Here is a 718-nt window from a genome sequence, read left to right as displayed (position 1 = left end):
CCGAGGCTTACATCCAGAGCATTGAAGACAAGCTCAACCAGCGACCCAGAAAACGGCTACGCTTCCACTCTCCTCAGCAGATCTTCGATAAGTCTTTCAAACGCGCACTTCCTAATTGAATCGGCGCATCACGGCGTGTCCACAGCACATATGTTGTGCTCAGCGACGTGCGAGCGACTGCCGCTCGCTGACGGAGATGAGCATGAATGCGCACACCATGTTGTGGACTGCAATCGTGTTGCGATTGCTGCCGCCGGAGGGCTGGTGTTGGCAGCAGTTCGCGTTTTCGGCAAGCGGAATCCGCCTGCGTGGCTGGCGCTGTTGCATGGCCTGCTTGCCGGCGCTGGTTTGACGTTATTGCTCTTCGCAGCGTTCAGCACAGGCGTGCCACTCCTCGCGGTCTGGGCGCTGGTGTTGCTGTTGATCGCCGCTGTCGGCGGCTTGTTGATGAATCTGGGCTACGCCTGGAATCGTCAGTTGATTCCCAAGTCATTGATGTACGGTCACGCTCTGATCGCCGTGGTCGGATTCACCCTGCTGATCGTCGGCGCGCTCGATTGAGCGCCTAGGCGATGGAGCGATGCTTACGTTAAATGAGTAAAAAGAGACTTCCTCCCCTTTCGGCCTCGAGGGCCATGATGGTGATGCTGGTCAACCGTCACTCGAAGAGGAAGTCTCCATGAGCACTATAACCATTGGCGTGGATTTGGCGAAGAGC

1 protein-coding gene is annotated in these 718 nt (G+C 57.0%); it reads left to right on the top strand.

Features of this window, described 5'->3' with window-relative positions; all coding sequences use genetic code 11:
- Nucleotides 1-561 (top strand): hypothetical protein (locus tag ACFPPB_RS20345; RefSeq protein ID WP_377330489.1); only part of this gene is annotated, 561 nt, incomplete at its 5' end.
- Between the last annotated feature and the right edge of the window lie 157 nt (nt 562-718).

This window comes from Rhodanobacter terrae (genome assembly GCF_042657005.1).
Classification (GTDB): Bacteria; Pseudomonadota; Gammaproteobacteria; order Xanthomonadales; family Rhodanobacteraceae; genus Rhodanobacter; species Rhodanobacter terrae.
This window is presented reverse-complemented; position numbering and strand designations above follow the sequence as displayed.